The sequence below is a fragment of the Streptomyces sp. NPDC055140 genome (genome assembly GCF_053607285.1).
The window spans coordinates 56,710-80,225 of the sequence record NZ_JBSGTG010000018.1; the positions used below are offsets into that span (position 1 = coordinate 56,710).

The 23,516-nt window shown below is 70.7% G+C and carries 20 protein-coding genes; 8 read left to right on the forward strand and 12 right to left on the reverse strand.

The features are described from left to right. The first annotated feature begins 331 nt into the window (after positions 1 to 331). Positions 332 to 1,822 carry a Gfo/Idh/MocA family protein gene (locus tag ACWFR4_RS29790; protein ID WP_453655396.1) on the forward strand — a complete coding sequence of 497 codons (1,491 nt, stop codon included), beginning with the start codon at positions 332 to 334 and terminating at the stop codon, positions 1,820 to 1,822. A gap of 50 nt (positions 1,823 to 1,872) precedes the next feature. Here the strand turns inward: ACWFR4_RS29790 and ACWFR4_RS29795 are convergent, their stop codons facing one another. The 3 genes from ACWFR4_RS29795 to ACWFR4_RS29805 form a co-directional block, all read right to left on the reverse strand. Continuing rightward, positions 1,873 to 3,258: a cation:dicarboxylate symporter family transporter gene (locus ACWFR4_RS29795; protein ID WP_453655397.1), complete on the reverse strand. Its 1,386-nt coding sequence runs from the start codon at positions 3,256 to 3,258 to the stop codon at positions 1,873 to 1,875. A gap of 190 nt (positions 3,259 to 3,448) precedes the next feature. Continuing rightward, entirely contained in the window at positions 3,449 to 5,104 is a 1,656-nt protein-coding gene (locus tag ACWFR4_RS29800; protein WP_453655398.1) for a peptide-N4-asparagine amidase, read from the reverse strand. Positions 5,105 to 5,175: 71 nt separating this feature from the next. Then, positions 5,176 to 5,862, reverse strand: coding sequence for a L,D-transpeptidase family protein (locus ACWFR4_RS29805; protein ID WP_453655399.1), 687 nt, complete (start codon positions 5,860 to 5,862; stop codon positions 5,176 to 5,178). 247 nt (positions 5,863 to 6,109) lie between these two features. On the opposite strand from ACWFR4_RS29805, the gene ACWFR4_RS29810 reads away from it, so the two are divergent. Both ACWFR4_RS29810 and ACWFR4_RS29815 read left to right on the forward strand, forming a co-directional pair. Then, positions 6,110 to 8,059 carry an ABC transporter transmembrane domain-containing protein gene (locus tag ACWFR4_RS29810; protein ID WP_453655400.1) on the forward strand — a complete coding sequence of 650 codons (1,950 nt, stop codon included), beginning with the start codon at positions 6,110 to 6,112 and terminating at the stop codon, positions 8,057 to 8,059. Then, on the forward strand, positions 8,056 to 9,846 hold the full coding sequence (locus tag ACWFR4_RS29815) for an ABC transporter ATP-binding protein (protein ID WP_453655401.1): 1,791 nt from the start codon (positions 8,056 to 8,058) through the stop codon (positions 9,844 to 9,846). Before ACWFR4_RS29810 ends, ACWFR4_RS29815 begins: the two co-directional genes overlap by 4 nt. A gap of 32 nt (positions 9,847 to 9,878) precedes the next feature. Here the strand turns inward: ACWFR4_RS29815 and ACWFR4_RS29820 are convergent, their stop codons facing one another. Further along, positions 9,879 to 10,673 carry a metal-dependent hydrolase gene (locus tag ACWFR4_RS29820; protein WP_266667943.1) on the reverse strand — a complete coding sequence of 265 codons (795 nt, stop codon included), beginning with the start codon at positions 10,671 to 10,673 and terminating at the stop codon, positions 9,879 to 9,881. Between the two features lie 157 nt (positions 10,674 to 10,830). Between ACWFR4_RS29820 and ACWFR4_RS29825 the strand changes: the two genes are divergently transcribed. The 3 genes from ACWFR4_RS29825 (at position 10,831) to ACWFR4_RS29835 (ending at position 14,844) form a co-directional block, all read left to right on the forward strand. Then, the gene (locus ACWFR4_RS29825) at positions 10,831 to 13,344 is read left to right on the forward strand and encodes a DEAD/DEAH box helicase (protein ID WP_453655402.1); all 2,514 of its coding nucleotides are present in this window, start codon (positions 10,831 to 10,833) and stop codon (positions 13,342 to 13,344) included. Positions 13,345 to 13,411: 67 nt separating this feature from the next. Then, positions 13,412 to 14,284: an acyl-CoA thioesterase gene (locus ACWFR4_RS29830; protein ID WP_453458381.1), complete on the forward strand. Its 873-nt coding sequence runs from the start codon at positions 13,412 to 13,414 to the stop codon at positions 14,282 to 14,284. Further along, complete coding sequence (locus ACWFR4_RS29835) at positions 14,281 to 14,844, forward strand: tetratricopeptide repeat protein (RefSeq protein WP_453655403.1); 564 nt, start codon at positions 14,281 to 14,283, stop codon at positions 14,842 to 14,844. The genes ACWFR4_RS29830 and ACWFR4_RS29835 overlap by 4 nt, the downstream gene beginning before the upstream one ends. Positions 14,845 to 14,881: 37 nt before the next feature. Here ACWFR4_RS29835 and ACWFR4_RS29840 read toward each other — a convergent pair whose 3' ends face one another. Beyond that, positions 14,882 to 15,868: a DUF6397 family protein gene (locus ACWFR4_RS29840; RefSeq protein ID WP_453458386.1), complete on the reverse strand. Its 987-nt coding sequence runs from the start codon at positions 15,866 to 15,868 to the stop codon at positions 14,882 to 14,884. A gap of 110 nt (positions 15,869 to 15,978) precedes the next feature. Next, entirely contained in the window at positions 15,979 to 16,377 is a 399-nt protein-coding gene (locus tag ACWFR4_RS29845) for a roadblock/LC7 domain-containing protein (protein WP_116500198.1), read from the reverse strand. Positions 16,378 to 16,473: 96 nt separating this feature from the next. Between ACWFR4_RS29845 and ACWFR4_RS29850 the strand changes: the two genes are divergently transcribed. Next, the gene (locus ACWFR4_RS29850) at positions 16,474 to 16,902 is read left to right on the forward strand and encodes a PPOX class F420-dependent oxidoreductase (protein WP_453458389.1); all 429 of its coding nucleotides are present in this window, start codon (positions 16,474 to 16,476) and stop codon (positions 16,900 to 16,902) included. A 47-nt stretch (positions 16,903 to 16,949) separates the two neighbouring features. Here the strand turns inward: ACWFR4_RS29850 and ACWFR4_RS29855 are convergent, their stop codons facing one another. Genes ACWFR4_RS29855 through ACWFR4_RS29875 form a run of 5 tightly spaced genes read right to left on the reverse strand, consistent with a single transcriptional unit; the run spans position 16,950 to position 21,788 of the window. Further along, positions 16,950 to 17,555 carry a GTP-binding protein gene (locus ACWFR4_RS29855; protein WP_116500196.1) on the reverse strand — a complete coding sequence of 202 codons (606 nt, stop codon included), beginning with the start codon at positions 17,553 to 17,555 and terminating at the stop codon, positions 16,950 to 16,952. Beyond that, on the reverse strand, positions 17,536 to 17,967 hold the full coding sequence (locus ACWFR4_RS29860) for a DUF742 domain-containing protein (protein ID WP_382606806.1): 432 nt from the start codon (positions 17,965 to 17,967) through the stop codon (positions 17,536 to 17,538). Before ACWFR4_RS29860 ends, ACWFR4_RS29855 begins: the two co-directional genes overlap by 20 nt. 16 nt (positions 17,968 to 17,983) lie before the next feature. Beyond that, a complete protein-coding gene (locus ACWFR4_RS29865; protein ID WP_344385925.1) occupies positions 17,984 to 18,421 on the reverse strand; it encodes a roadblock/LC7 domain-containing protein in 438 nt (145 codons plus the stop codon). Then, the gene (locus tag ACWFR4_RS29870) at positions 18,418 to 20,958 is read right to left on the reverse strand and encodes a sensor histidine kinase (protein WP_453458392.1); all 2,541 of its coding nucleotides are present in this window, start codon (positions 20,956 to 20,958) and stop codon (positions 18,418 to 18,420) included. Before ACWFR4_RS29870 ends, ACWFR4_RS29865 begins: the two co-directional genes overlap by 4 nt. A 56-nt stretch (positions 20,959 to 21,014) precedes the next feature. After that, complete coding sequence (locus ACWFR4_RS29875; RefSeq protein WP_382772440.1) at positions 21,015 to 21,788, reverse strand: MHYT domain-containing protein; 774 nt, start codon at positions 21,786 to 21,788, stop codon at positions 21,015 to 21,017. 225 nt (positions 21,789 to 22,013) lie between these two features. Here ACWFR4_RS29875 and ACWFR4_RS29880 point away from each other — a divergent pair, with 225 nt between their 5' ends. Next, positions 22,014 to 22,613 (forward strand): class I SAM-dependent methyltransferase, encoded by a 600-nt coding sequence (locus tag ACWFR4_RS29880; protein ID WP_453458398.1) that lies wholly within the window; start codon positions 22,014 to 22,016, stop codon positions 22,611 to 22,613. On the opposite strand, the gene ACWFR4_RS29885 is transcribed toward ACWFR4_RS29880, so the two are convergent. Continuing rightward, positions 22,610 to 23,389, reverse strand: a complete 780-nt coding sequence (locus ACWFR4_RS29885; protein ID WP_453655450.1) for an alpha/beta fold hydrolase — start codon at positions 23,387 to 23,389, stop codon at positions 22,610 to 22,612. The genes ACWFR4_RS29880 and ACWFR4_RS29885 overlap by 4 nt on opposite strands. Positions 23,390 to 23,516: the final 127 nt, after the last annotated feature.

The window sequence follows — 23,516 nt, forward strand, 5'->3', positions numbered from 1 at the left end:
GGCCTGTCGCCACATTCCGGCCGTCCGCCCGCAAGACGTGGACCCGGAGTCCAGGGCCATGCTCGTGGACCGGGTCCCCTCCCATGGGCGGGGACCGCGGCAAGCTGCGCGGCGGCGAACGCGGCGGTCGGGATCCCCCAATGGGGCGGCAGTGAAGCATGCCGCCACGCGGGATGTGCGAGAGCGTGGACGCCTCCCCGCTACCCATGAGTCCCAAAGAGTCCGTAAAGAAAGTCCAACTCCCTGACCGCTTCCGCCCCTTGCGCCCCCGTGTCGTCCCCCTCCAGGGTGGCAAGCGCTTGCAGCGCACCCACCCATCGATGGAGGTCCGATGCACGACGACAACGCGACACCGGCACCCGACGCGAGCCACGAGCACCCCGAGCACCCCGAAGACGACACCGCCGGGCAGTCCCGCAGGTCCGTCCTGCGGACCGCCGGCATCGCCGGGGCGGGGCTCGGGCTCGGCGCGTTCACCGGTGGCACGGCACAGGCCGCCGGCGGGCCCGCCGAGGCCGGGCGCAGCGGTACCGGGCAGGCCGGGGCGACGGCCTCCGAGGCTCCGGCCCGGAAGGGCGAGACCATGGTCGGCGTGCCCTTCGAGGGGCGTTCCACCGTGCGGGTCGGCATCATCGGGCTCGGCAACCGCGGCGGCAGCATGATCGATCTGTTCCTGGCGATCCCCGGGGTCCAAGTGGTCGCGCTCTGCGACCCGGTGAAGGACAAGACCGCGAGTGCGGCGGCCAAGGTGACGGCGGCGGGGCAGCCCGCCCCGGCGACGTACACCAAGGGCGATCACGACTTCGAGAACCTGTGCAAGCGGGGCGACATCGACTTCGTGTACGCGGCGACGCCCTGGGACTGGCACTTCGAAATGGCGAAGACGGCGATGCTGAACGGCAAGCACGTCGGTGTGGAGTGTCCGATCGCCCTCCAGCTCGACCAGCTCTGGGAGTTGGTCGATCTCTCCGAGCGCACCCGCAGGCACTGCATGCAGCTGGAGAACTGCTGTTACGGCAGGAACGAGATGCGGGTCCTGCGGATGGCGCACGCCGGCAAGTTCGGCGACCTGCTGCACGGAGCGGGCGCCTACAACCACGACCTGCGCGGCCTGATGTTCGACCCCCACTACTACGAGGGCCCGTGGCGGCGCCTGTGGCACACGCGGCTGCGGGGCGATCTGTACCCCAACCACGGTTTCGGCCCGGTCGCCAACTACATGGACATCAACCGCGGTGACCGCGTCACGCACATCTCCAGCTTCGGCACGCCCTCGCTGGGCCTCGCCCAGTACCGCGAGGCCCACATGCCGGAGGGCGACCCGAGCTGGAAGGAGACGTACATCGAGTCCGACCGCACCATCAGCCTGGTCCAGACGGCGAAGGGGCGCGTCATCCGGCTCGAACACGATGTGTCCACGCCCCACCCCTACTCGCGGATCAACAGCCTCGGCGGTACGAAGGGTGTGTTCGAGGACTACCCGGAGCGGATCTATATAGAGCCGGACCACACGAACGACTCCTGGGGTGACTTCTCCAAGTACACCGACTTCGACCACTGGCTGTGGAAGGAGCACTCCAATCCGCCGGGCGGCCACGGCGGCATGGACTACATCATGGTGTTCCGTCTGATGCAGTGTCTGCGGGTGGGCCTGGTACCGGACTTCGACGTGTACGACGCCGCTACGTGGACGTCCCCGGTGCCGCTGAGCCACTTGTCCATCAAGGCGAAGGGTGCGCCTCAGGCGATCCCCGACTTCACGCGCGGGATGTGGAAGAAGGCGCGCCCGGGGGTGGATTCCGAGAAGCCCGAGGGGGCCTGACGACGCGGGGGCCCGGAACACGCGCGCGCGTTCCGGGCCCCCGCTCGGACTCAACCCACTGTCTCCGAAGCGGACTTGGAGTCCTGAGGCTTCGCGAGTTCCGGAGACTTTACCGGCTCGTCGCGGTCCTCCTCCGGTACGAACGGGATCTCGCCGCCCAGCACCTTCTTGGCCTTGGCCGTGTCGAGCGCGCCCTCCCAGCGGGAGACCACGAAGACGGCCACGCAGTTGCCGAGCAGGTTCGTGGAGACGCGCATGGCGTCCATGATCCGGTCGACGCCGAGCAGCAGGGCGACGGCACCCGCCGGGATGACCCCGAGTGCGGACGCGGTGGCCGACAGGGCGAGGAAGGCCGAACCGGGCACCCCCGCCATGCCCTTGCTGGTGAGCATCAGGACGATCACCACAGTGATCTGCTGGCCGAGCGAGAGGTCCACGCCGACAGCCTGCGCGATGAACAACGTACCGATGGAGAGATAGATCGACGCCCCGTCGAGGTTGAACGAGTACCCCGTCGGCAGGACCAGGCCCACGGCGTCGTCGCGGCAGCCGGCGTGGCGCAGCTTCTGCATCATGCGGGGCATGACCGTCTCACTGGAGGCGGTGCCGAGGGCGAGGAGCAGTTCCTCGCGCGTGTAGCGGACGAACTTCCACAGGCTCAGTCCGGTGACCGCCTTCATGGCGAGGCCGAGGAGCACGAGGAAGACCACGGCGACGGCGTAACAGACACCGATGAGCTTGCCGTACGTCGACAGGGCGCCGAGGCCGTACTCCCCCACCAGGTGCGCCGTCGCACCGAACACGGCGAGCGGGGCCAGCTTCATGATGAAGCCGACGACGGCGAAGACCACTTCCTGGCCCTGTTCGATGGCGGGCAGGATCGCGGGGACCTTGGTGTTGCCGAGATGCAGCAGCGCGGCGCCCACGAGGCAGGCGAGGACGAGCACTTGGAGCAGCGAATTCTCGGCGAAGGCGCCGACGGCGCTGTCGGGGAGCGAGTGCAGGATGAAGTCGCCGGTCGACGGGAGCGAGCCGCCGCCGGTCTTGTCCTCCACGGCGGACGCGTCCAGCTTGGACGGGTCGACGTTCATTCCGACGCCGGGGCCGGCCAGGTTTCCGGCGAGCAGTCCGACGACGAGGGCGACGGTCGTCGCCACCTCGAACCAGAGGAGCGCCTTGAGCCCGATGCGGCCGAAGGCCTTGAGGTCACCGGCCTTGGTGATTCCGGCGACGACCACGCAGAAGACAAGGGGCGCGATCATCGCCTTGATGAGACGTACGAAGCCGTCGCCGAGCGGTTGGACGGCTGTGCCCGCGTGGGGCCACAGCCGTCCGACGACGACTCCGATCACGAGTGCGCAGGCGACCTGCGCGAACAATGAGGTACTTAGAACGCGTGCGGCGCGTCGCGGCAGGGACGGTACGGACTGCGGCACGGGGCATTCCTCCGGAGCAACGTCAGTGACTTGTGCGGATTCTGCTATGCGGAAACTGGATTCCAATTTCTGTTCCGCGAAGCGTCACTATGTCGGAGTGGCGGCTCCCGTAGAAGACCCCGATGTCACATCGGCGTAAATCTTGGATATTGCTCCAAGGCCTGAGCGCCCGCGCCTGCCGCCGCGCCCCTCAGCAGCGCCTGCGGTCCACCGTCAGCGCACCCTGTGCCGTATTCAGCTCTCGGTCGTAACAGCCATTGGGGCTGGTCAGACGGTATCGCTCACGACTGGTGCCCACAGCGTGCCGTTCGTCACGCGGAACGTTCGCCGTGTACGAGGCGTCGCCCGTGTAGGTGTCGTCGAGCACCGTCCACGCCGCGCGGCCCGCGCCCGTGGCCCGTCCCGTCTCCGCCCGGTCACCGAGCTCGATCACGGTCCGCAGCCGGTTGTCCGCGTCGAGCGTGGTGGCGCCGTCCATCGTGTAGGTCCGGTTCGTACGAAGGGTGTGACGGCCGGAGACAACGTTCTGACGGTCGGTCCAAGTCCCCTTCAGCGCGTCGTTGTTCTCGCCGTCGGTCCAGCGGTGCGTGGACGTGCTGGTGAGATCGCGGGTGACGGTGGTGGCGACGCGGCCGTGCGAGGTGTTCACGTAGCCGGACACCGTCAGCCTGTGCCCTCCCTTCGCGTCGAGGCGGTACTCGTCCGTGCCGGGCGTGTACGTCGTCGAGCTGTCGGGCTCGCTCTCCTTGTGGCCGGTCAGCGCGCCGGTGACGCGCGCACTCCCGCCGTCCTGCCAGACGAGCACGTTGACCGGGGCGCTCCAGCCGCTCTGGCCCTTCGGGACACCCACGACGGAGACGTCTACCTGGTGCGGACGGCCGTCGTCGAGGAGTCCGGCGAACGGCGTCAGGTCGTACTGCAGGGGCCGCACGTCGAAGGCTCCGGGGGCCGGAATCACGTACCAGAGGAAGGGGTTGGACCAGCCGCCCGTCCAGACGTTCGGGAACGGCGAGGCGATGCCCGCGAGTTGGCCGTCCACGGAGATCTGCACCTCGCGGTACGGGCCGCCGTCCGCCTTGCACGAGTACGGGACCTCGTTCGGCACCGCCAGGTACCAGAACTCCTCGCAGCCGCCGCCGGATCCGGTGGCGTACACCTCGGCGACGATGCGCTCGCTGTTGCGCGGGGTGGTGAGTCTGCCCTGGTCAAGGGTGAGTACGCGGTCGGGAGTGTCCGTGGCGGGCTGACGCTTCGCGTGCGGCTCGGCGGCGTAGAAAGTGAGGGTTGCCTTGACCTCGATGACGCCGGTGTACGTGTCGTCGACAACGTTGCCTATGAGCATCTCGACCGGCTGGTCGGCCCGCAGGGTGTCGCTGTAGCGGGTGACGTCCTTTTCCACATTCCAGGCGATGCCGTCGGGCGAGGGCTCGGGAGTGGAGGTGCGCAGGACTTCCACGCCACCGATGTGCAGATAGCCGAGACGGTCGAACTGCCGCCCCTTGACCTTGCCCTCGAGGCGCAGGACGACCTTGCTCCACCGGTCGCCGCAGCCCTTGGGCGGAGTGTAACTGCCCTTGTAGGGCGTGAAGTCACGGAACTCGGTCTCCGCGAGCGTCACGCGGCAGGACTTGGTGGCGGGCTTGGCCACCGGCGGCGTGGCGGTGATCGGGTCGTGCCAGTCGGTGCCGAACTCTGTTGGCGGGTCGGCGGGTTGGGGAGCGGCGGGATGGCTGTCGGCGGAGGCCTCTGCGGGACGGGCTTCCGCGGAGGCGGCGGTGGCCTGGCCGGCCAGGGCAGCGGCCGCGAGGGTCACCGCGGCCAGCATGGACATGACGCGTCTTCTCATGAGGGGTGTTGTACGGGGCGGACGCGGCCCCCGCAACAGCCCGTGCCATCGCCGGGCGACGCGTCAGCTCTTCAGCTCTTCAGTGACGCCTTGTCGCCCATCACCACGACCGGGTGCTGCTTGGGGTCGATCGTGCGCAGTAGGTACTCCATGCCGGACTTCGACAGGCTCACGCACGCCGACGTGCCGCTGCCGTGATCCATGTGGAGCCAGATGCTGCCGCCCTTGGTCTGCCCCTCGGGCCGGGTCGGGTCGTTCGGCGCGGTGCCCTTCACGCGGTTGTAGTCGATGGCGATGACGTAGTCGAAGTCGTGCCAGTGCGACTTGGCCCAGTAGTGCGGGGCCTGGAACGACGCGGCCTGCGTGTACGGCAGCTTCGCTCCCGGGTCACCGAGCACACCGCCCGCGTCGGTGAGCGTGAACACTCCTATGGGGCTTCGCTTGTCGCCCTCGCGGTGGTCGGCGGTCCAGCCCTTCTTGCCGTTGTGGGCGGGCCAGCTGCGCGTCTTGTCCCAGGTGGAACCGGACTTCGTGTAGAGCACGACGGTCGAGTCACCGGAGTTCTTGGCGTCGCCGTAGACCGCGACGACCTGTTCCGTGTTCTGCGGGATCTTCGACTGGAGCTGGTCCCCGACGTCGGGAATGCGCTTGAGGTCGGCGGCCGGGCGGTCCTCCTGCCGAGTGTCGGCCGGGCCCGACCCGGCCTTGCGCTCGGTCCCGTCGCCCCCGCTCGAACCGCCGCAGGCGGACAGGGCCATGAGAAGGACGCTGCAGGCCGCCGCAGCGACCGCCGTTCGAACCGCACCCGCGTTACGCATGCGGTCCATGGTCGCACCACGCACCAGGTGCCCCCGACCGGCCCTGCCCCCGGCGTCGAACACGGGCCGAAACTTTGCCCCACGGCGGAAAACCGTTTGCCTCCGGTGCCTGAATCCCGCGAACCTTGCACGGTTTGTTCCGTCCGTACCCCCTACTTCGCACTCCCCTTCCAAGCCCTGGGACACCATGCAGATCCACGATCTTCCGTATCCCGACCCGGGCCTGCCGGATGCCCGCTCCGGCCCCCGCTTCCTTCTCTGGCTCGGCCGGAACCAACTCGGCGGCCAGCTCAAGTCCCTCTGCTGGGGACTCCTGCACTTCCTGTCCGTCGCCTCCCTTCCCTACGGTGTCGGCTTCGCCGTGCAGGCCGTGGTCGACGGCTCAGGCTCACGGCTCGCCCTCGCGGGCGGGCTCATCCTGCTTCTCGGCGTCGCGCTGGCCCTCGGCGACACGATGCTGCACCGGACGGCGGTCACCAACTGGATCACCGCGGCGGCCCGGGTCCAGCAGCTCCTCGCCCGAAGGACGGCGGCCTTGGGCGCCGCGCTGACCCGGCGGGTCGCCGCCGGTGAGGTCGTCGCCGTCTCCACGGGCGACGTCGAGAAGATCGGCTGGTTCGTCGAGGCGCTGTCGCGTTTCGCCGCCGCCGCGCTCACCGTCGTCGTGGTCTGCGTCGGGCTGGTCCTCTACCAGCCGGCGCTCGGCATCGTCGTCGCCGTCGGCATGCCGGTCCTCGCGCTCGCCGTCCTGCCGCTCCTCCCCCGCGCCACCCGCCGCGCCGACCAGCAGCGCGACAAGGCGGGCCGCGCCACGGAACTCGCCTCGGACACCGTCGCGGGACTGCGTGTCCTGCGCGGCATCGGCGGCGAGGAACTGTTCCTCGACCGCTACCGCCGCGCCTCACAGGAGGTCCGTACGGCCGCCGTGCGCAGCGCGCGCATGTGGTCCCTGATCTCCGCGGTCCAGGTGCTGCTGCCGGGCCTGCTGCTGATCGCGGTCGTCTGGTACGGCATCGAGCTGGCCCGCCAGGGCCGGATCACCGTCGGTGAACTCGTCACCGTGTACAGCGCCGTGATGATCCTCAACTACCCGTTGCGGCACTTCGAGGAGATCGCCATGGCGTACTCCTTCTCGCGCCCCTCGGCCCAGCGCGCGGCGCGCGTCCTCTCCCTCGAACGGGTCACGGAGCCGGGCGGACTCCGCGCCGCAGAGACACCGGCCGGTGACCTGTACGACCCGGTGACGGGGCTGCTGGCCCCCGCGGGCCGGCTCACCGCCGTGGTGTGCGGCGATCCTGACCTCGCGGGCCGACTCGCAGACCGACTCGGCGGGCACCCCACGGAGGCGGACACCGGGACCGGTTCGGGTTCGGGTGCCGGGTCAGGGTCCGGCTCGGATTCGGATTCGGATTCCGGCTCCGGAAGCGACCCTGACAAGCCGACAACGTCTGTCACCGCCCTGCCCTCCGTGCTGCTCGGCGGGGTGCCGCTCGACGAGCTGCCGCTCGACACAGCCCGCACCGCCGTGCTCGTCCAGGACAAGGACCCGGTGCTGCTGTCGGGCACGCTCACCGAACTGCTCGACGTCCCGTCCTCGGGATCCGTGCGTCCCGAGGAGGCGCTGACCGCGGCACAGTGCGCCGACGTGCTGGACGCGCTCTCGCAGGCGTCCCTTGACAACGACCCGATGAACGCGCGGATCACCGAGCGCGGCCGTTCCCTCTCCGGAGGCCAGCGGCAGCGGCTCGCTCTTGCGCGGTCCCTGGTCACCGACCCGGAGGCGCTGGTCCTCGACGAGCCGACGTCCGCCGTCGACTCCCACACCGAGGCCAGGATCGCCGAGGGCCTACGGGCGCTGCGCAGCGGGCGCACGACCGTCGTGCTCACCTCGTCACCGCTGCTGCTCGACCGCGCGGACCGGGTCGTCCTGATCCACGAGGGCACGGTCGCGGCGGTCGGCGAGCACCGGGAGCTGGTGCTCACCGAGCCCCGGTACCGGGCCGTCGTGACCCGCGAGACCGACGAGGAGGCGGCGTCGGCGGCCCTGTCCCGGAACGCCGGCACCTCTCTGCGCGCCGAGCCGGGCATCGGCGACGCCGGCATCGAAGAACTCACCGAGATCGAGGAGACGGCATGATCGGCCTGGCGCCACCGGCCTACGACCCGGCGGCTCCGACCACGGCGAACACCCTGCCCGTCGGCGCCCCGGCTACCGTCCGGTCCTACGTCCGCGAGCTGTACCAGCGGCACCACCGCGCGTTCCTGCTGCTCATCGGCGTGAACACGATCGCCGTCGTGGCGTCGATGGTCGGCCCCTATCTGCTCGGCGCCCTGGTCCAGGACGTCTCCGACGGTACGGACCGGCTGCGCGTGGAGCATCTGGGCAGCACCATCGCCGTGTTCGTCGTCGCGCTCGTCCTCCAGGCCGTGTTCGTGCGGCAGGTGCGGCTGCGGGGCGCGATGCTCGGCGAGCGGATGCTGGCGGACCTGCGCGAGGACTTCCTCGTACGAGCGGTCGGCCTGCCGCCCGGCGTGCTCGAACGGGCCGGTACCGGTGACCTCCTTTCCCGTATCACCACCGACATCGACCGGCTCGCCAACGCGATGCGCGAGGCCGTTCCCCAGTTGTCCATCGGCGTCGTGTGGGTGGGGCTGCTCCTCGGCGGTCTCGCCGTGACCGCTCCGCCACTGGCCCCGGCGGTCCTCGTCGCGGTACCGCTGCTCGTCGTCGGCTGCCGCTGGTACTTCAAGCGGGCCCCGTCCGCCTACCGCTCGGAGGCCGCCGGCTACGCCGCGGTGGCCGCGGCCCTCGCGGAGACCGTCGACGCCGGGCGCACCATCGAGGCGCACCGGCTCGGCGACCGCCGCGTGGCCATGTCCGACCGGCGGGTCAAGGAATGGACGGCGTGGGAGCGCTACACGCTCTATCTGCGCTCGGTGCTCTTCCCGGTCATCAACGCCACCCATGTGACGGTGCTGTGCTCGGTGCTCCTGATCGGTGGTGTCTTCGCACTCCAGGGCTGGATCGGCGTCGGGCAGCTGACCACGGGCGCGCTCATCGCCCAGATGCTGGTCGACCCGCTGGGCCTGATCCTGCGCTGGTACGACGAGCTCCAGGTCGCCCAGGTGTCGCTGGCCCGGCTCGTGGGGGTCAGGGACATCGAGCCGGACGCGGGCGACGCCTCGGTGGCGCCGGACGGCCGGCACGTGCAGGCCGACGACGTCCACTTCGGGTACCGGGCGGGCGTCGACGTGCTGCGCCAGGTGTCCCTCGACGTGCGGCCCGGGACCCGGCTCGCGCTGGTCGGGCCGTCGGGAGCGGGCAAGTCCACGCTCGGCCGGCTGCTCGCCGGGATCTACGCGCCGCGCTCCGGGCAGGTCACGCTGGGGGGCGCCGAGCTCTCCCGGATGCCCGCCGAGCGCGTGCGCTCGCATGTGGCGCTGGTCAACCAGGAGCACCACGTGTTCGTCGGCTCCCTGCGCGACAATCTGCGGCTCGCGCGCACCGGGGCCGAGGACGCCGAGCTGTGGACGGCTCTCGGAGCGGTCGACGCGGACGGCTGGGCGCGGGCGCTCGACGGGGGCCTCGACACCGAGGTGGGCTCGGGCGCGGTGGCGCTGACCCCGGCGCAGGCGCAGCAGATCGCCCTGGCACGCCTGGTCCTCGCCGATCCGCACACCCTGGTCCTGGACGAGGCGACCTCGCTGCTCGATCCTCGGGCAGCGAGGAACCTGGAGCGTTCGCTCGGCAGGGTCCTGGACGGCCGCACGGTCGTCGCGATCGCCCACCGGCTGCACACCGCGCACGACGCGGATGTGATCGCTGTGGTCGAGGAGGGCCGGATCAGGGAACTCGGCAGCCACGACCAGCTGGTCGCGGCCGACGGTGCGTACGCGGCGCTGTGGCGGTCCTGGCACGGGTGACCGCGCGGGCGGGGCAGGGGGTGCGCGGCGGCTCAGATGACGTTGAGCGCAGCCGCGCACCCCACTCCGCCGAGCAGCATGAACACCGGCATCAGCACCTTGAGCTCGACCCAGCTGCCCGCTCGGAAGCGCATCATCTTGGGCGGGCCGATCGGGTACCAGCGCTTGCGGCCGATGGGGATGGGCCACAGGACCGGGCAGCCGGAGACCGTGAGCGCGTCCCCGATGTCGTGGACCAGGGCGCCCAGGACGATGGGCAGGCCCAGCCACAGGTACTCCTGGCCGGGCTGCGTGAACAGCCAGTCCGACCCGTTGCCCGGCTTGTCGAGGATTCCGGCGAGTATCCAGGCACTGGTCCCGGCGAGCAGCCACACCAGGACGTCGCTGCTGGAGCCGCGTGCCGCCCGCCACAGCAGGCCCTCGATGGCGAGCACCATGTGGACGAAGAGGAGGGCGAGGACCGCCCAGCGCCCGCCGAAGATCGCCGCGGCCGAGGCGCCGGCTCCGATGAGGACCGCCCACAGCCAGGTGTGCGTGAGGGTGCGGTGTCCGCCGGAACGGCGCGGGTCGCCCTTCATACGGGTCGCCTTGTAGACCGCGTACGACAGCTTGTCGACGATCTCGCACAGGCCGCGCGACACGGGGCCGAAGGCCCGCGAGATGGTGGCCGCCTTGTGGTCCAGGTCGGGGGCGAGGGCTGCGCCCGCGCAGATCAGTGCCCCGACGAGAACGACGGGCCAGGGCATGGGGTGCCCGGCGGCGGCCGCGGCCGCGCCCACCCCCAGCCAGGCCGCTGCTCCTGACAGCGAGTGTGCCGGTCCCATCATGGCTGCGTTCCGCCCCATTCCACTTGTGCAGGTGCCCAGTTGTCCCCACCCGGGCCACCGCGTCCTGACGCTCCGTCGGCGCCACAGCGTACCTTTCGTGATCTTCGTACGGGCAACCGATTGCCGGATCGGGTCGGATGGCAGGCAAGATGGGGGCGTGACCCTTATCGATCAGCTGCCGCAGACCGCCGACCCCGACGCCCTCTACGAGGCTTTCGAGTCGTGGGCCGAGGAGCGCGGGATCACCCTCTACCCCCACCAGGAGGAGGCGCTGATCGAGGTGGTGTCGGGGGCGAACGTGATCGTCTCGACGCCCACCGGTTCCGGCAAGAGCATGATCGCCGCCGGTGCGCACTTCGCGGCGCTCGCGCGGGACGAGGTCACCTTCTACACGGCACCGATCAAGGCGCTGGTCTCCGAGAAGTTCTTCGAGCTGTGCAAGCTCTTCGGCACGGAGAACGTCGGCATGCTCACGGGTGACGCGTCGGTCAACGCCGACGCCCCCGTGATCTGCTGCACCGCCGAGATCCTCGCGTCCATCGCGCTGCGCGACGGGGCGCGGGCCGACATCGGCCAGGTCGTGATGGACGAGTTCCACTTCTACGCGGAGGGCGACCGCGGCTGGGCCTGGCAGATTCCCCTGCTCGAACTGCCCCAGGCGCAGTTCATCCTCATGTCGGCGACGCTCGGCAACGTCGCCATGTTCGAGAAGGATCTGACGCGGCGCACCGGCCGCCCCACGTCCGTGGTCAGCTCCGCGACGCGTCCGGTTCCCCTTTCCTACGAGTACCGGCTCACGCCACTCACGGAGACGCTGACCGAGCTGCTCGACACCCGGCAGGCCCCGGTTTACATCGTGCACTTCACGCAGGCCCAGGCCGTCGAGCGCGCGCAGGCACTCATGAGCATCAACATGTGCACGCGCGAGGAGAAGGAGAAGATCGCCGACCTGATCGGCAACTTCCGCTTCACCACCAAGTTCGGCCGCAATCTGTCGCGCTACGTGCGGCACGGGATCGGCGTGCACCACGCGGGCATGCTGCCCAAGTACCGGCGCCTGGTGGAGAAGCTCGCGCAGGCCGGCCTCTTGAAGGTCATCTGCGGTACGGACACGCTGGGCGTGGGGGTCAACGTGCCCATCCGTACCGTCCTGTTCACCGCTCTGACGAAGTACGACGGGACGCGGGTGCGGACGCTGCGCGCGCGGGAGTTCCACCAGATCGCGGGCCGGGCCGGGCGGGCCGGGTTCGACACGGCGGGCCTCGTCGTGGCGCAGGCGCCCGAGCACGTCATCGAGAACGAGAAGGCGCTCTCGAAGGCGGGGGACGACCCGAAGAAGCGCCGCAAGGTGGTCCGCAAGAAGGCGCCCGAGGGCTTCGTCGGCTGGACCGAGAACACCTTCGAGAAGCTGATCGGCTCGGCTCCGGAGCCGCTGACGTCCCGCTTCCGGGTGACGCACATGATGCTGCTCGCGGTCATCGCCCGCCCCGGCAACGCCTTCGACGCCATGCGCCACCTCCTCGAGGACAACCACGAGCCGCGCAAGCAGCAGCTGCGGCACATCCGCCGCGCGATCGCCATCTACCGCTCGCTCCTCGACGGCGGCATCGTCGAGAAGCTCGACGAGCCCGACCCCACGGGCCGGATCGTGCGTCTGACGGTCGATCTCCAGCAGGACTTCGCGCTCAACCAGCCGCTGTCGACGTTCGCCCTGGCCTCCTTCGACCTGCTCGACAAGGACTCGCCGTCGTACGCGCTCGACATGGTGTCCGTCGTGGAGTCGACGCTCGACGACCCGCGGCAGATCCTCGCCGCCCAGCAGAACAAGGCGCGCGGTGAGGCCGTCGCGGCGATGAAGTCCGACGGCGTCGAGTACGAGGACCGCATGGAGCGGCTCCAGGACGTCACGTACCCCAAGCCCCTGGACGAGCTGCTCTACCACGCGTACGACGTGTACCGCACGAGCCACCCGTGGGTGGGTGACCACCCGCTGTCGCCGAAGTCCGTGATCCGTGACATGTACGAACGGGCCATGACCTTCACGGAGTTCGTGTCCTACTACGAGCTCGCCCGCACCGAGGGCATCGTGCTGCGTTACCTTGCGGGCGCTTACAAGACGCTTGAGCACACGGTCCCCGACGACCTCAAGTCCGAAGACCTCGAGGACCTGATCGCCTGGCTGGGCGAGATGGTCCGCCAGGTCGACTCCAGCCTCCTCGACGAGTGGGAGCAGCTCGCCAACCCCGAGGTCATGACGGCCGAGGAGGCCCAGGAGAAGGCCGACCAGGTCAAGCCGGTCACGGCGAACGCGCGGGCGTTCCGTGTGCTCGTCCGCAACGCCATGTTCCGCCGGGTCGAGCTGGCCGCCCTCGACAACGTCGACGAACTGGGCGAGCTGGACGCCGACGCGGGCTGGGACGCGGACGCCTGGGGCGAGGCCATGGACAAGTACTGGGACGAGTACGAAGATCTCGGCACCGGTCCCGACGCCCGCGGGCCGAAGCTGCTGCAGATCGAGGAGGACACCGCGCACGGCCTGTGGCGGGTGCGCCAGACGTTCGCCGATCCGAACGGCGATCACGACTGGGGCATCAGCGCCGAGGTCGACCTCGAGGCGTCCGACGCGGAGGGCCGTGCGGTCATCCGCGTCACGGATGTCGGCCAGCTGTAGGCCCTGACCCGGCCGCGCACCCCGGCCGCAGCGCTCGGAGCGCGGCGCAGAGATGAGAGAACAACGCATGACGAACCCAGCTGAGCGGCTCGTCGACCTGCTCGACCTGGAGCAGATCGAGGTCAACATCTTCCGGGGCCGCAGCCCGCAGGAGTCTCTGCAGCGGGTCTTCGGCGGCCAGGTGGCCGGCCAGGCGCTCGTCGCGGCGGGCCGCACCACCGAGGGCGACCGGCCCGTGCACTCGCTGCACGCGTACTTCCTGCGTCCGGGCCGCCCCGGCGTGCCCATCGTGTACCAGGTCGAACGGGTCCGCGACGGCCGGTCGTTCACGACGCGCCGTGTCACCGCCGTGCAGCAGGGCCGCACGATCTTCAATCTGACCGCCTCCTTCCACAAGCCCGAGGACGGGAGCTTCGAGCACCAGCTGCCGCCGACGCGCGAGGTTCCCGATCCGGAGTCCCTGCCGACGATCGCCGACGAGGTGAGTACTCATCTGGGCGCGCTGCCGGCCGCGTTGGAGCTCATGGCACGGCGCCAGCCCTTCGACATCCGGTACGTGGACCGGCTGCGTTGGTCACCCGAGGACATCGAGAGCGCCGAGCCGCGCAGCGCGGTGTGGATGCGCGCGGTCGGTCCCCTCGGCGACGACCCGCTCGTGCACACCTGCGCACTCACGTACGCGAGCGACATGACCCTCCTCGATGCCGTGCGCATCCCCGTGGAACCGCTGTGGGGGCAGCGCGGTTTCGACATGGCCTCGCTCGACCACGCCATGTGGTTCCACCGTCGTTTCCGTGCGGACGAGTGGTTCCTGTACGACCAGGAGTCCCCGATCGCGACGGGCGGCCGCGGTCTGGCGCGCGGCCGGATCTACGACGTCGACGGACACCTCCTCGTGTCCGTGGTGCAAGAGGGCCTCTTCCGGAAGCTCGGGGAGTGACCGGCGCCGTCGACCGGGACGCGTCGCTCGCCCGGGCCGTGCGGCTGCGCGAGGACGGCCTGCGCGAGGAGGCCCGCGAGCGGCTCGTCGAGCTGTCCGCCCGTTTCCCCCACGACGCCGAGGTCGCTTACCAGACGGCCTGGGTCCACGACGCCCTCGGGCTCGAGGCGGATGCCGTTCCGTACTACGTGCGGGCACTCGCCGGCTCCGGCCTGGGTGCGGACGACCGGCGTGGCGCACTGCTCGGTCTGGGCAGCACGTACCGCACCCTCGGCCGCTACGCGGAGGCGGTCGCCACGCTGAGCGGCGGCGTCACCGAGTTCCCGGAGGACAACGCCCTCCAGACGTTCCTGGCCATGGCCCTGTACAACGTGGGCCGCGCGCACGACGGGATGCGGCTGCTGCTGACCGTTCTCGCGGAGACGAGCGGCGATCCTGACCTCATCGCGTACCGGCCGGCCATCGAGCACTACGCCAAGGATCTCGACGCCACCGACCTCGACGCCACAGGTCTCAACGCCACAGGTCTCAACGCCACAGGTCTCAACGCCGTCGAGTAGGCCCGCGCCTGCGAACTGCCGCTTCCGCAGGTCCGGTTCAGGCTCCTCTGCGGCGGAGCCAGCCGAACAGTCCGCGCGATGGGCGGGGTGGCTCCGCCTCAGCCGGACGCTGCTCGCCCATCCCGGTTGCCCCTCCCGCCGGTGTGACATCCGGCTCCGGCGGGGTCACTCCATTTGAGTACGTGCTCGGCGCGAGTGGTTCTCGGTGCGCGGCGACGGGAGTGCCCGCGTTCGGTCGCGGCGCGGGCCGCAGGCGTCGCGCCTCCGCCAGGCTGAGCAGCAGGCTCGCCCTGAGCCAGCTGACCTCGTGCGGGTCGTCCGCTGTCATGATCCGCTCGGCGATGCGTACCGATGGCGAGTCGGGCGCCCCGTGTCCGGTCGACTCGGGCCGCAGTTTGCTCAGATAGCCGCGCTCGTACGGGCACTTGACGAGTTCCCGGACCGTCCCCGGGTCCAGAAGGGACGCGACGGCGGCAGCGCGCTCCCATGCGTCGGTGCTCTGCCCGAGCAGGTGTCCCGCGTGCCGCGACCGCCAGTTCCGGGGCCGTAGGTCGATCCCCGCGTCGAGGCGGGCGCGCATTCGGTCGGGTGCACGTCCCGTCATCAGCGGTGCGTTGACCTCGGCCGCCGCGAACTCCCGTAGTTCTTCGGCCAGATAGAGCCAGACGACAGCCCTGTAGCGATTGAGGTAGAAGCGGACCGGCGTCAGCATCCCCGCGCGGGCGAGCCGGGTGAACCTGGTCGTGGTGATGTCCATGAGGCCCGCGCCTTCCGTGGTCCCCACGGCCCGGACATGCTCCCGCAATGAATCCGGGAAGCCCGCGGTGTCCCGCACCCGCTCGATCTCCTCGCGGGCCACGCGGCGGCGCCCGCCGTCCTGGGCCGGTACGGTGCGGACGCGTCCGAGTCGTACCGCCAGCTCGAACTCGCCCCGTTTCAGCCCCAGTTCGCGAGCCGCCCTGCTCTGCGCGAGCAAGGCGGCGGGTACCCGCGTGGCCGGTGTCGCGATGGTGTTGCCACCCATGTCAGATCTCCCCCGTGAGTCGTGATCGCTCCCGGGAAAAACCGTAGCCCGAAACCCGCCCGCGCCGCTGAGCCTGTGGATAACCCTGACCGGCCTGACGTTTGTGCAGGTCAGGAGCCTTCTGCTCGGCGGGCTCCCACGCCGAGGTGCTCGCCGACCCGATTGACGAGCAGCGTCATCTCGTAGGCGACCTGGCCGATGTCGGCCTCGGCCGAGCTGAGGACGCACAGGCAGCTGCCGTCGCCCGCCGCCGTCACGAAAAGGACGGCGTCGTCGAACTCGACCATCGTCTGCCGGACGCCGCCGGCACCGAAGTGCCGCCCGGATCCCTTGGCCAGGCTGTGCAGACCGGACGACACTGCCGCCAGATGCTCGGCGTCCTCCCGCCTGAGGTCGCTGCTCGCTCCGGTGACCAGACCGTCGTTGGACAGGACAAGGGCGTGGCGCACGTGCTCGACACGCTCTGTCAGGTCGTCCAGCAGCCAGCCGAGCCCCTCGTTGTCCGCCATGATCCCGTCTCCCCCATTCCCGATCGCTCCCCTACCCGGAGGATCTGTCTCGCCAGCCTTCCCCACGCCCGGCGTCTCGGCAAGCAGGATGACCCCATGGCACACAAGATGACCGATGAGGAATGGCGGGCGTTCGTCTCCGAGGGGACCCGTACCGCCAAGCTGTCCACCGTGCGGCCCGACGGCAGCCCGCACATCGCGCCCGTCTGGTTCGTCCTCGACGGCGAGGACCTCCTGTTCAACACCGGCAAGGACACCGTGAAGGGCCGCAATCTCGCCCGGGACAACCGGGTGGCCCTGTGCGTGGACGACGATCGGCCGCCGTTCTCCTTCACGGTGATCGAGGGCCGCGCCGAACTCAGCGAGGACCTGGGGCAGTTGCGGGCCTCGGCCGCCAGGATCGGCGGGCGTTACATGGGCGAGGACCGCGCCCAGGAGTTCGGCGAGCGCAACGGCGTGCCCGGCGAGCTCCTGGTGCGCGTGCGGATCGAGAAGGTCGTGGCCCTCGCGGGGCTCGCCGACTGACGACGGCGCACCCCTCGGGCCGGGCTCGCCGACTGACTACGGCGCACTCAGCCCACGGAGTCGAGGAGCCGGGCGGTGTGCATCCGCCCGGCGTACTCGACGAGCCGGATCAGCACCTCCTTTCCCGAGTCGCGGTCGCGGGCGTCGCACAGCACGACGGGTGTCCCGCGGTCGAGGTCGAGGGCACGCGACACCTCGAGCGCACCGTAAGTACGGGCGTTCGTGAAGCAGTTGACCGCCACCACGAACGGGATGCGGCGGTGCTCGAAGTAGTCCACGGCGGGGAAGCTGTCCTCGAGCCGACGGGTGTCCGCAAGAACCACGGCGCCCAGCGCGCCCTGCGAGAGTTCGTCCCAGAGGAACCAGAAACGGTCCTGGCCGGGCGTGCCGAACAGGTAGAGCGAGAGACCGGAGCGGATGGTGATGCGGCCGAAGTCCATGGCGACGGTCGTCGTGGTCTTACGCTCCACGGCTCCCGTGTCGTCCACGTTCTGGCCGAGCTCGCTGAGCAGTTCCTCGGTGCGCAGCGGTCGGATCTCGCTCACGGCGCCGACCAGGGTGGTCTTGCCCACCCCGAATCCGCCCGCGACCAGGATCTTCAGAGCCAGGGCGGAGTTGTCGGCGTTCGTCTCTTCAGAGTGCTCGGAGGCCATCGATGACTTCCCTCAAGATCTTTTCGTCGGGTAGCTGAGCGGGCGGCACGGGCCGGCTGACCTTGACGCAACCCATGTCGAGAAGGTCACCCAGGAGCACCCTGACCACCCCTACGGGGAGGTCGGTGCCCGCGGCGAGTTCGGCGACCGACTGCGTCTCGGTGCGGCACAGCTCGATGAGCGCCCTGTGCTCGGGGCCGAGCGCCGTGTCGTCGTCCTTGCCGGGCGCGGCGTCGTCGAGCTTGACGAGTGCGATCAGGTCGAAACGCACCCCTCTGGGCCCGGGTGAGGTGCGCCCGCCGGTCATCGCATAGGGGCGGACCAGGGGCCCGGCCTCGTTGTCGTACCACTGACTGCCCGACCGGTCCGGGTTGCCCCGACCCTGGTCGTCCCTGTGCCCGTGATCGTTCATCGTCGTGGCCGTCCGGTCATCCGGCGGCGGGCGGGTGCGCGGCGAACCGCGGTGGGGTGTAGAGGTGTTCGCCGACCCGCTTGACCATGCGGGCCATCTCGTACGCGACGAGGCCGATGTCGGCGTCGGCCGTGCTGAGGACGGCGAGGCAGGAACCGTCGCCCGCGGCCGCGACGAAGAGGAAGCCGTCGTCCATCTCGACCATGGTCTGGCGAACGCCGCCCGCTCCGAAGTGCCGGCCGGCCCCCTTGGCGAGGCTGTGGAAGCCGGAAGCTACGGCGGCCAGGTGTTCGGCGTCCTCGCGGCCGAGACCGCTCGACGCGCCGACGGCGAGCCCGTCGTTGGACAGGACGACCGCGTGCCTCAGCTCGGCCACGCGCTGCACCAAGTCGTCGAGGAGCCAGTCGAGTTCTCCGGACCGGGGCGCGGCGCCCGTGGTGGGGTCCTGGATCATGTGGGATCTCCTTCGGTGCTGTCGCTGCCGGGCACGGGTCCTGAACCGGCTCCTGGTGGGCGGCCGCCGCCCCGGACCCAGCCGTCACGGAAGGCCGCCATGCGCTGCCGTGCCTGTTCGGGCGTCCGTGCATCGGGTTCCTGGTGCTGTGCGGCGCCGTTCTGCTCCTCGGGCCGCTCGCGCAGCTGGGGCGCGAGGCTCGCCTGCCGCACCCGCTTGGGCAGTCCGTCCGGTGATTCGTCGTCGGTGTTGTCTGCGTTGTTCGCGGGCTGCCTGTGCAGGCGCAGGGCAGTGACTCCCGGGGGCGGTGGGGCGTCGTGAGCCGTGTCGACGTCCGGCACGGCGTGTACGGCGGCGACGATGGCAGGGCGCGGCCCCTGGCCGGGCACAGAGTTACCGTTCATGTGGGGTGCTTCCCGGTCGGGCACGCGCGCGTAGTGGTGCTCCGTCGCGTGTTCCTGGGTGGTGTCCGCCCGTTCCGGGGTTCCGGCGTGCAGCAGGGGTGTGGGCAGCAGGACGACCGTGGTGGTGCCGCCGTAGGGCGAGGTGCGCAGGTGCACCTTGACGCCGTGGCGGTGGGCGAGCCGGCTGACCACGAAGAGCCCGAGCCGGTCGCTGTCGAACAGGTCGAGCGCTTCGGAGTGGGCGATGCGGTTGTTGGCCTCGGCGAGGGTCTCCTTGCCCATGCCGAGCCCACGGTCCTCGATCTCCAGGGCGTAGCCGTTTCCGACGGGTTCGCCGCTGACCCGCACCTTGGTGTGCGGTGGGGAGAACTGGGCGGCGTTCTCGACGAGTTCGGCCAGGAGGTGGGTGAGGTCGGCGACCGCCGCGCCCTGTACGGCGGCGGCGGGCAGTTGCCGTACCTCCACGCGCGCGTAGTCCTCGACTTCGGAGACGGCCGCGCGGACCACGTTGGTCAGCGAGACGGGGGTGCGCCAAGCGCGGCCCGGGGCGGCTCCGGAGAGGATGATCAGGCTTTCCGCGTGGCGCCTCATGCGGGTCGTGAGGTGGTCGAGGCGGAAGAGGTCGCTGAGTTCGTTCGGGTCCTCGGCCCTGCGCTCCATGGTGTCGAGGAGGCCGAGCTGACGGTGTACGAGGACCTGGCTGCGGCGGGCGAGGTTGACGAAGACCCCGGAGATCCCGCTGGCGAGTTCCGCGCGTTCGGCAGCGGCGCGCAGGGCTGCCCTGTGCACCGTGCCGAGCGCTTCGGCGACCTGTCCGGTCTCGTCCTCGGCGGGAGGTCCTTCCGGCGCCTCGGCGCCGACGTCGATCTCCTCGCCGGCGCGCAGTTTCCGCATGGCGTGCGGGAGTTTGCGCCGGGCGATCTCCAGGGCGCTGTTGCGCAGGCTGATCAGTTCGATGACCAGGCCCCGGCCGATGCGTACGGAGATCACGAGGGAGGCGGCGACGGCCAGCAGGCCGAAGAGGACCGCGGCGCCCGCGGGCGTGAGCAGTCCGCGGGTGAACGGATCCGCCCGGACCGCGGCCGTGCGCGCCGCGTCCGCCTCGATCGAGCGGGACCGGTTCTGCACGGTCGTGTGCGCGCTGTCCCAGGTGAGTGCGGGTGCCGCGGCGAGCGCAGCACTGCCGGGCCTGGCGGCGAGCGCCTTGTCCTCGACGGCGCGTACGTCGCCGTACGCGCTCCCCTCCACGAGGTGGCGCCAGGCTGTCCGTTGCGGTGCCGGGAGGTCGGCGACGGCCGATTCGGCGAGGGTCCGCCGGGTGTCGACCGCTCCGGTGAACAGCCGCAGCCGTGCGCCGTCCAGGGCGCCTGCGAGTCGTGCGGCGGCGAGCAGGGAGTCCTCGCGGGCGAGCATCTCGCCGGACCGCGAGAACTCGAGCAGCACGCGCGCGTCGGAGCCGAGACGGTCGTCCTGGATCCCGGTCACCGCGCCGGTCACGGCGAACGCCGAGTCGATCGTCTTCGTGTACTGCCCGTACGCTCCCTCCCAGCCGGTGCGCCGGCCGAGCACCGCGCTGCGCACGGAGCGCAGCTTCTCGGCGCCGGTGACGAACGCCGAGAGGCGCTCACCGACCCGGGCTGGCAGATCGGCGCCGTCCGCGACGGTGTTGCCGTCGCCGAGGCGAAGCTTCGCCACAGCCTTGACGGTCGCCGAGGTGCGCTTCCTGAGGTCGTCACCGCGGTCGGCCGCCGGCTCGGCGGCGTAGGCCACAGCGGCGGTGCGTTCGGCCTGGAGCGCGGCGACCGCGTCGGCGACCGGGCCACGGACCGTGGAGTCGACCCGCTGCAACTGCCGCATGCGGGCGACGTCCTGGGCGGTGGTGACCGTCGCGTACGCCCACAGGGCGAGCAGCGAGACAACGGGCACCATCAGGAGGCACACGATCTTGGCGCGGACGGTGCGGGGCCGCAGTCCTCGGCCGCCCGCGCGCGTAGGAGGCACGGTCGGAGCGGACGGGTCGTCCGCTGTGTGGTCCTCTTCCGCGGGCGGTCCGGCGTGCGCGCGCCGTCCGCGCGCCGGGGGCGCGGGCTTGGGCGGCGCGCCGTTGATGGGGGTCCTACGGGGTGTACGCATGGCCTCCTCGCTCGTGGTGCGCTCGTGGTGCGAAGGGTGGTGGCGCCGGTCCGCCGTCAGCGGGCGACGCTCTCGACGGGCCGCTGGGCCGACGCGGAGGCCTCGCGCTCCCCCGTGGTGGGGGACAGCGCGACGAACGCGGACGTCAGGAAGAGGTAGGACCCGAGGCCGACGGCGAGGGGGAAGATGAACTGCATCGCCGTGGCCCCGGGCAGGGCCGCTGCGGAGGACGCGACCTTCACGCTCACCGCCATCATTCCGGTGTAGTGCATGCTGCTCACCGCGCCGCCCATGACGAGGGAGGCGACCGCGACAGCGGCGGGCGACTTGATGTTGAGTCCGGCCCAGAGGGCGGCCGTCGCGGCGACGACGGCGATGGCGACGGAGAGCCCCACGAGCAGCGGGTCGTAGCGCACCTGGCCGTGCAGGCGCAGCGCCGCCATGCCCAGGTAGTGCATGCTCGCGACGCCGAGTCCCGTGGTGAGCCCGCCGAGGGCGAGAGCGCGGTTGCGGTCACGGCTGTAGCCGACGGCGAAGACGCCGACGCCCACGACGGCCACGGCGACGACCAGGCTGAGGACGGTGAGCGGCACGTCGTAGCGGATCTGCGTACCGGTGACGCCGAAGCCGAGCATCGCCACGAAGTGCATCGTCCAGATGCCCGTGCCGATCGCGGACGCCGCGGTGATCAGCCAGTTGCGCCGCGAACGGCCGGTGGCGCCGAGGGCGCGGACGGTGCAGCGCAGACCGAGCGCGGCGCCGATGGAGGCCATCACGTATGACAGCACGGGGGTAAGCCAGCCGAAGGTGGCGTGGTCCAGGTGTCCCATGGCTCCGGGACGCTAGACCTCTCGGGGGCGCACAGCAGGGGCGCATTTCGAAAGCTGCTGGAATATGACAGAGAGACGCGCGTGAACGATCGCGTCAGGCTCGAACATGTGCACCGTCCGCGCATGCGGCGGTTTCGGTTCGCATCGGTTCCCATCGGTCGCATGCGGAGTTTTCGATCCCTCACACCCGCCCACACGCTCCCGCACGCGAGGGATCATGGAGTCATGAGCGACGACCACACGCACGTACAGGAGTTCTTCTCGGCCCGCGCGGCTCAGTGGGACACACGGTTCCCCGACGACGGTCCACGCTTCGAGAGGGCCGTCGCCGAGCTGGGGCTCCGCGCGGGCGACCGGGTGCTCGACGCGGGATGCGGCACGGGACGCGCCCTGCCGGCGCTCAGGGACGCCGTGGGGCCTTCGGGGGCCGTCCTCGGGGTCGACCTGACGCCCGCGATGCTGGAGGCCGCCGTGCGGGCGGGACGGGATCGCGCCGGCTCACTGATGCTTGCCGACGTGACGCGCCTGCCCGTACGGTCCGAGTCGCTCGACGCCGTCTTCGGTTCCGGCCTCGTCGCGCACCTGCCCCAACCACAGGAGAATCTGCGGGAGTTGGCGAGGGTGGTACGCCCGGGTGGACTCCTCGCGCTGTTCCACCCCATCGGGCGGGCGGCACTGGCGGCGCGACAGGGCCGCGAGCTCACCACGGACGACCTGCGCGCCGAACCGAACCTTCGCTCACTGCTGGCCGGTTCGGGCTGGCGGATGACGTCGTACGTGGACGAGGACGCCCGTTTCCTGGCGCTGGCGGAGCGCCAGGACTAACGCGTGCCGGGCGACGCGAGAGCGTGGTCCGCCACCGCCGTGGCGAAGGCCTCCGCGTTGTCGAACATGACGTTGTGCCCGGCGTCGGGCACGGTGCGCACGCGTACACCCGCGGCCTCGAGGCCCGCGCGGTCCGCGAGTTCACCGCTGCGCGCACCCTGCAGATACAGCCGGTCGATGTCCAGGTCCATGAGCATCCGTCGCATGGTGGGGCGGGTACCGTGGGCGAGCCCGACGGCGGTGCGGTGCAGGGCGAGGGGGTCCGCGAGACGCATGGTGGCCGCCCACAGGGGACCGACCTTGGCGAGCACGCGCGCGTGGCCGACGCCGTTGACGTACTCGTCCTCTCCGTAGGAGGCGATTCCGCTGCTGCCCTCCACGCGGGGAGGGTACGGGTCGAGGTTCGCCTCGGTGAGCACGAGTCGCGAGACGAGGTCGCGGCGCCGGTGGGCGAGAACAATCGCCACGGCGCCGCCCATGCTGTGCGCGACGAGCTCGGCCCGGGACACGCCGGCCGCGTCGAGAGCGGCCGCCAGAGCACCGGCGTGGTCGTCCAGCGAGTACCCGAAGTCGGCGGGCCGGTCACTGATGCCGTGCCCCGGCAGATCGACGAACAGTGAACGCCGGCCCGCGAGTTCGGGCCTGCCGGCGATGTGCGCGTGGTAGACGGTCGAGGCGGACCCCAGCCCATGGACGTACACCAGCGGAGCCCCGTCCCCGGCGGCCTCGACCCAGCGGATACAGCTCCCCTGCGAGTCGAACCGGGCCTGCTTCATCATGCGCTCCCACTCCCTCTCCCCAGCAACCGCACACCCCGCCCTTACGAGGCACTCCGTAGAGCATACATCGGTGTCGATGTATTACTAGGTCGATGTACACCGACCGCGGATGGAGTCCGGCACA

Coding starts and splice junctions, on each gene's coding strand:
- ACWFR4_RS29790 (WP_453655396.1), top strand. CDS start 332: ATGCACGACGACAACGCGACACCGGCACCCGACGCGAGCCACGAGCAC.
- ACWFR4_RS29885 (WP_453655450.1), bottom strand. CDS start 23,389: ATGAAGCAGGCCCGGTTCGACTCGCAGGGGAGCTGTATCCGCTGGGTC.
- ACWFR4_RS29815 (WP_453655401.1), top strand. CDS start 8,056: ATGATCGGCCTGGCGCCACCGGCCTACGACCCGGCGGCTCCGACCACG.
- ACWFR4_RS29865 (WP_344385925.1), bottom strand. CDS start 18,421: ATGATCCAGGACCCCACCACGGGCGCCGCGCCCCGGTCCGGAGAACTC.
- ACWFR4_RS29860 (WP_382606806.1), bottom strand. CDS start 17,967: ATGAACGATCACGGGCACAGGGACGACCAGGGTCGGGGCAACCCGGAC.
- ACWFR4_RS29850 (WP_453458389.1), top strand. CDS start 16,474: ATGGCACACAAGATGACCGATGAGGAATGGCGGGCGTTCGTCTCCGAG.
- ACWFR4_RS29810 (WP_453655400.1), top strand. CDS start 6,110: ATGCAGATCCACGATCTTCCGTATCCCGACCCGGGCCTGCCGGATGCC.
- ACWFR4_RS29800 (WP_453655398.1), bottom strand. CDS start 5,104: ATGAGAAGACGCGTCATGTCCATGCTGGCCGCGGTGACCCTCGCGGCC.
- ACWFR4_RS29840 (WP_453458386.1), bottom strand. CDS start 15,868: ATGGGTGGCAACACCATCGCGACACCGGCCACGCGGGTACCCGCCGCC.
- ACWFR4_RS29880 (WP_453458398.1), top strand. CDS start 22,014: ATGAGCGACGACCACACGCACGTACAGGAGTTCTTCTCGGCCCGCGCG.
- ACWFR4_RS29870 (WP_453458392.1), bottom strand. CDS start 20,958: ATGCGTACACCCCGTAGGACCCCCATCAACGGCGCGCCGCCCAAGCCC.
- ACWFR4_RS29845 (WP_116500198.1), bottom strand. CDS start 16,377: ATGGCGGACAACGAGGGGCTCGGCTGGCTGCTGGACGACCTGACAGAG.
- ACWFR4_RS29830 (WP_453458381.1), top strand. CDS start 13,412: ATGACGAACCCAGCTGAGCGGCTCGTCGACCTGCTCGACCTGGAGCAG.
- ACWFR4_RS29875 (WP_382772440.1), bottom strand. CDS start 21,788: ATGGGACACCTGGACCACGCCACCTTCGGCTGGCTTACCCCCGTGCTG.
- ACWFR4_RS29855 (WP_116500196.1), bottom strand. CDS start 17,555: ATGGCCTCCGAGCACTCTGAAGAGACGAACGCCGACAACTCCGCCCTG.
- ACWFR4_RS29805 (WP_453655399.1), bottom strand. CDS start 5,862: ATGGCCCTGTCCGCCTGCGGCGGTTCGAGCGGGGGCGACGGGACCGAG.
- ACWFR4_RS29820 (WP_266667943.1), bottom strand. CDS start 10,673: ATGATGGGACCGGCACACTCGCTGTCAGGAGCAGCGGCCTGGCTGGGG.